Genomic DNA, 5,328 nt, shown 5'->3' on the forward strand with positions numbered 1-5,328 from the left:
TCGCCCGTCCCGAGGTGCACGCCCAGCTCATCACGCAGGCCCGCGACGAAGCGATGCGGATTTTGCAGGACAATCCCAAGCTGGAAGGCGACCGCGGCGAAGCGCTGCGGTGCCTGCTGTATCTGTATGAACGCGACGAGGCGTTGCCGCTGATCGGGGCGGGATAATCCCAATGTGTCATTCCGGGGCGCGAGCGGCGAAAGCCGAACGCGAACCCGGAATCCCGGAGTGTTCATCGTTCCATGCCGAGGTTCCCCGCCACTCCAATTGGAGTGGCTGAGGTTCGCTCGCGCTGCTGCGCTCGCGCCCCGGAACGACAGTGAGAAGCGGCTAATCCACCTTCGCCGGCACCTGCTTCGGCACGACCGTATTGGCCGCCCGCGCCGCATTCGCCATCTCGGCCAAAGCGGCGATCTTCTTCTGCGAATCGGAGCCGGGCTGCACCACGCCGGCCGACATGATCAGCGTCGCGGCGTCCTCGGCCGACATGTCGATGTCGATGATCTTGCTCTTCGGGACGTAGAAGAAAAAGCCGGTGGTCGGATTCGGTGCGCACGGCAGGAACACCGAGATGTGCTCCTCCTGCCCTGGCAAACTGTTGCTGATCTCGACGCTCGGCGGCTGCGAGATCAGCACAATCGACCACATCCCCGGCGACGGGAACTCGACCAGCCCGACGCGGCGAAAGCTCGAGCCGTTGCCCGAAAACAGCGTCTCGAACACCTGCTTCAAGCCGCGATAGATCGCCCGCACCACGGGCATCCGCCCGAGCAGGTTCTCGCCGAGGTCGACCAGCGAACGGCCGATCAGGTTCGCGGTGAGGAAGCCGAGCAACGTCAGTGCCACGAAGGCGACGATCAGGCCGGAGCCGGGGATGCCGTAGGGCAGATACTGCTCCGGACGATAGGCCTCGGGCACCAGCGGCCGTACGATCGCATCGACCCAGGTCACGAACCACCAGGTCAGATAGAAGGTGATGGCGATCGGGCCGGCGACGATCAGGCCGGTCAGGAAGTAATTGCGAATTCGGGCCATGAAGCCCCGCGGCGTCTCCGGCGGAAGGTCGCCGGCGGGCGGGGTCGGCGGCAGGTCGGTGCGGTCCATGAACGTTCCTGCAAATCCGCGCGGCTTTTGCCGCGCGCCGTGACAATCTGACCGCCAGCCTAGCAGATTTTGCTACCGCGGTAGAACCAAATATCCAGGCCGTGACGTAGCATGATGGCCCAGGACCGGCACACAAAATCGAATCGCCCGCAAACCTGCTCTCGCGCCGCCCAAAAAATCAGGCAGTCGCTACAACGAGGCTGATTTCCACGGGAGCGTTTTTTGGCAACTGGAATACGCCAACTGAGGTTCTCGCGTGAACGCCAGCTTCTCCGAAGATCGAATAGAGAACTTCAGATGCTCCGTCGGAGACCTCGCTTTGCTGGGTAAACCCATCGGCCGACTGCACATAAACATTGATGGAAAGAATCTTCCTCACTCTATCCAGAGTTTCAAATTGTCGAAGCAGAAGAGCCACAGCCCTCATGATGCAGACTTTTGCCGCCAGCTGTCCTTGCATCAAGGAGACGTCCTTGCCGACAGCGCCCTGGATCACGACGGTATCGCCGACGCGCGGAATCTGTCCGCTGATATAAATCAGATCATCGTGCACAACCAACGGCGCGTAATTGCCGCCCACTTTGATTTCGCCGTCAAAATCGTAACCGAGTTCAACAGCTATCTGCCGAAAACGCGCTTCTCTGCTCATTTTACGTCATTCCATCGGCAACTTTGGGCTGCATCAGCCTTCACCCGGCCGACCATCATTGATCGATTGAGGGCGACCTACTCCACCGTGACCGATTTCGCCAGATTGCGCGGCTGATCGACGTCGGTGCCCATGATCACGGCGGTGTGGTAGGCCAGCAGTTGCACCGGAATGGCATAAACCATCGGGCTGAAGGTCGCCGCCATGTCCGGCATGATGATGGTCACCAGCGAGTCAACGGTGGCTTCCTCGGCGCCCTTGGCATCCGTCATCAGGATGATCTTGCCACCGCGGGCCGCCACCTCCTGCATGTTGGACACCGTCTTCTCGAACACCCGGTCGAACGGCGCGATCACCACCACCGGCATATTCTCGTCGATCAGCGCGATCGGGCCGTGCTTGAGTTCGCCGGCGGCGTAGCCTTCAGCGTGGATGTAGGAAATCTCCTTCAGCTTCAGCGCGCCTTCCAGCGCCAGCGGATAGCTGGTGCCGCGGCCGAGGTAGAGCACGTCCTGGCACTTGGCGATGTCGCGCGCGAGCTTCTCGATCTGCGGCTCGGTGGCCAATGCCGCCGCCATCAGGCGCGGGATTTCCACCAGGCCATGCACCAGCCTGGCTTCGTCTTCGTCCGACAATTCGCCGCGCGCCTTGCCGGCGGCCACGGCCAGCGCCGCCAGCACCATCAACTGGCAGGTGAAAGCCTTGGTCGAGGCGACGCCGATTTCCGGGCCGGCCAGCGTCGGCATCACGGTCTCGCTCTCGCGCGCGATGGTCGAGGTCGCTACGTTGACCACCGACAGCGTGTGCATGCCCTGCTCCTTGGCATAGCGCAGCGCCGCCAGGGTGTCGGCAGTCTCGCCGGACTGCGAGATGAAGATCGCGAGATCCCCCTTGCGCACCGGCGCTTCGCGGTAACGGAATTCAGAGGCCACATCGAGTTCGACCGGTACCCGGCCGAGCCGCTCAAACCAGTACTTGGCGACGTAGCCGGCGTAGCTGGCAGTGCCGCAGGCGGTGATCGAGATGCGCTGGATATCGCGAAAATCGAACGGCAGCTTGGTCGGCAGCGAGACGCGCTCGCTGGCCATATCGACATAACGCGCAAGCGTGTGGCCGACGACCTCCGGCTGCTCGTGGATTTCCTTGGCCATGAAGTGGCGGTAGTTCGCCTTGTCGACCATGAAGGACGACGCGCCCGACTTCATCACGTCGCGCTTGACGATCGTGCCCTGCTCGTTGTGCACCACCGCGCCCTTGCGGTTCAGCACCACCCAGTCGCCATCCTCGAGATAGCTGATGTCGTCGGTAAACGGCGCCAGCGCAATGGCGTCGGAGCCGAGATACATCTCGCCGTCGCCATAACCGACCGCGAGCGGCGAACCCTTGCGGGCGCCGATCATCAGGTTCTGGTGATCCTTGAAGATGAACGCCAGCGCAAAGGCACCGCGCAGATGCGGTAGCGCCTGTTTCACCGCGTCGGGCGGCGACATGCCCTTCTTGATGTAGGAATTGACCAGATGGGCGACGACTTCTGTATCGGTCTCGCTGACGAACACCGCGCCCTGCTGTTCCAACATCAGCCGCAACTCGCGAAAATTCTCGATGATGCCGTTATGGACGACGGCGACGCCGTCGGCGGCATGCGGATGCGCATTGGTCTCGGTCGGCTTGCCGTGGGTGGCCCAACGGGTATGCCCGATGCCGATATGGCCTGACAGCGGCGACTTGCCCAGTCTGGCCTCCAGGTTCTTCAGCTTGCCTTCCGCGCGGCGGCGCTCCAGATGGTCGCCTTCCAGGGTCGCCACGCCAGCCGAATCGTAGCCTCGATATTCGAGGCGCTTCAGCGAATCCACGATCTGGTCCGCCACCGGACCGCGTCCCAAAATTCCGACAATGCCGCACATGCGGGTCAATATCTCCAGGTGGTATGAAAATGCCATAACATAACGGCTTCTCTTAGCTAGAAACGCAGAGACTTAGGTACTCAATAATTATTGCCGATTGAGACAGCTTTAGGCGTTCGCGCGGCGATTTTGAGTGACTAATTTAACAAATCGTCAACTTCTTTGCGGAAGCCTCCATCTTTACGGAGGCGATGTTCATGGCCGACACGCGCAAGCCGCCCGACACTGTCCAAAGCTACTTTGCCTCGGCGCGGCCCAGGCCGGTCGAGGCGCGAAGCCAGGGCAGTCGGCTGGCTCACTGGCCGCCACCGATGCGCAGCGCCGAGATCATCCGGAAGGTCATCAAGCAACCGCATAAGCCGGAAGAGCCCCCGAACCGCGCCGTGCGCCGCGGCTGGCGGCTGAAGCGCGAGTTGTTTTCCGACGAGGAATCCTAGGGCAGCTCACTTCGGCTGCTTGTCGCCCGCTTTCATGTCGCGAAACCGTTTCGCCCAGCCCTCCTTGGCGATCTGCTGGCTGCGTTCCACAGCCAGCGCGTCATCGGGTACGTCGCGGGTGATCACCGAGCCAGAACCGATATAGGCCCCCGCGCCGATCTTCACCGGCGCGACCAGCGACGAGTTGGAGCCGACGAAGGCCCCGGCACCGATCGTGGTCTTGTGCTTGTTGAAGCCGTCGTAATTGCAGGTGATGGTGCCGGCGCCGATATTGGCGCCCGCGCCGATATGGGTGTCGCCGATATAGGTGAGATGATTGACCTTGACCCCGGCCTCGAGGATCGCGGCCTTGGTCTCCACGAAATTGCCGATCCGCGCGCCCTCGCCTACCTGCGTGCCCGGCCGCAGCCGCGCATAGGGGCCGATCGAGGCGTTCTTACCGATCGAAGCCTGCACGATATGCGAGAACGCGTGGATCACCGCGCCGTCCACAATGCTGACGCCCGGCCCGATCACCACGTAATGCTCGATTGTGACGTCATTGCCAAACGTGGTGTCGGCAGAGAGGAAGACCGTCTCGGGAGCGACGATGGTGACGCCGGCGTCGAGCGCCGCCTTGCGTAGCCGCGCCTGCATGATCTGCTCGGCCTCCGCGAGCTGCGTTTTGGTGTTGATGCCGCGCACTTCGTCCTCGCCTGTTTCGATCACGGTCGCCTGCAGGCCCATGGCGCGGACCACCTCGACCGCATCGGTCAGGTAGTATTCGCCCTTGCTGTTGGCCTTGCCGATGCTTTCGATCACCTTCAGCGCGGTCTTGCCGTCGAACGCCATCACGCCGGCGTTGCAGAGATCGACCTTGCGCTCGGTCGGCGTGGCGTCGGCATGTTCGCGGATCGCCACCAACTGGTCGCCCTCGACCAGCAGCCGGCCATAGCCGGTCGGGTCGGCGGCGCGAAATCCCAGCACCGTCAGCGCGGCGCCGGCCTGCAGCGGCGCGCGCAGACGTTCGAAGGTGTCGGCCGAGATCAGCGGCGTATCGCCGAACGCAATTAGAATATCGTCGGCGCCCTGAGCGATGGCCGCCTTCGCGGCGAGTACGGCATGCGCGGTACCGAGCCGCTCACGCTGGATGAAGGTTGCGGCATCCGGCCGCGCCCGCTTCGCTTCGTCCGCCACCGGCTGGTGGTCGGGCCCCACCACGACGGCCAGCGCTGAGCCGGGGCCATGCGGCGCC

General features: G+C 63.0%; 5 protein-coding genes. 1 reads left to right on the plus strand and 4 read right to left on the minus strand.

Features of this window, described 5'->3' with window-relative positions:
• Positions 1-330 precede the first annotated feature (330 nt).
• From JWR89_RS18180 to glmS, 3 genes are all read right to left on the minus strand, one after another.
• Positions 331-1,104: a DUF502 domain-containing protein gene (locus JWR89_RS18180; protein WP_299718647.1), complete on the minus strand. Its 774-nt coding sequence runs from the start codon at positions 1,102-1,104 to the stop codon at positions 331-333.
• 178 nt (positions 1,105-1,282) lie between these two features.
• On the minus strand, positions 1,283-1,753 hold the full coding sequence (locus JWR89_RS18185; protein ID WP_299718649.1) for a RidA family protein: 471 nt from the start codon (positions 1,751-1,753) through the stop codon (positions 1,283-1,285).
• Positions 1,754-1,830: 77 nt separating this feature from the next.
• Positions 1,831-3,657, minus strand: a complete 1,827-nt coding sequence (gene glmS, locus JWR89_RS18190) for a glutamine--fructose-6-phosphate transaminase (isomerizing) (protein WP_299718656.1) — start codon at positions 3,655-3,657, stop codon at positions 1,831-1,833.
• Between the two features lie 197 nt (positions 3,658-3,854).
• Between glmS and JWR89_RS18195 the strand changes: the two genes are divergently transcribed.
• The gene (locus JWR89_RS18195; RefSeq protein WP_299718651.1) at positions 3,855-4,094 is read left to right on the plus strand and encodes a hypothetical protein; all 240 of its coding nucleotides are present in this window, start codon (positions 3,855-3,857) and stop codon (positions 4,092-4,094) included.
• A 6-nt stretch (positions 4,095-4,100) separates the two neighbouring features.
• Here JWR89_RS18195 and glmU read toward each other — a convergent pair.
• The coding region (glmU, locus tag JWR89_RS18200) for a bifunctional UDP-N-acetylglucosamine diphosphorylase/glucosamine-1-phosphate N-acetyltransferase GlmU (protein WP_299718653.1) at positions 4,101-5,328 on the minus strand (1,228 nt) is incomplete at its 5' end.

The organism is Tardiphaga sp. (genome assembly GCF_028290785.1).
GTDB lineage: Bacteria > Pseudomonadota > Alphaproteobacteria > Rhizobiales > Xanthobacteraceae > Tardiphaga.

Bases quoted from the DNA above. Each gene is read 5' to 3' on its own strand.
- JWR89_RS18195 (WP_299718651.1), top strand. From the start codon at position 3,855: ATGGCCGACACGCGCAAGCCGCCCGACACTGTCCAAAGCTACTTTGCC.
- JWR89_RS18180 (WP_299718647.1), bottom strand. From the start codon at position 1,104: ATGGACCGCACCGACCTGCCGCCGACCCCGCCCGCCGGCGACCTTCCG.
- JWR89_RS18185 (WP_299718649.1), bottom strand. From the start codon at position 1,753: ATGAGCAGAGAAGCGCGTTTTCGGCAGATAGCTGTTGAACTCGGTTAC.
- glmS (WP_299718656.1), bottom strand. From the start codon at position 3,657: ATGTGCGGCATTGTCGGAATTTTGGGACGCGGTCCGGTGGCGGACCAG.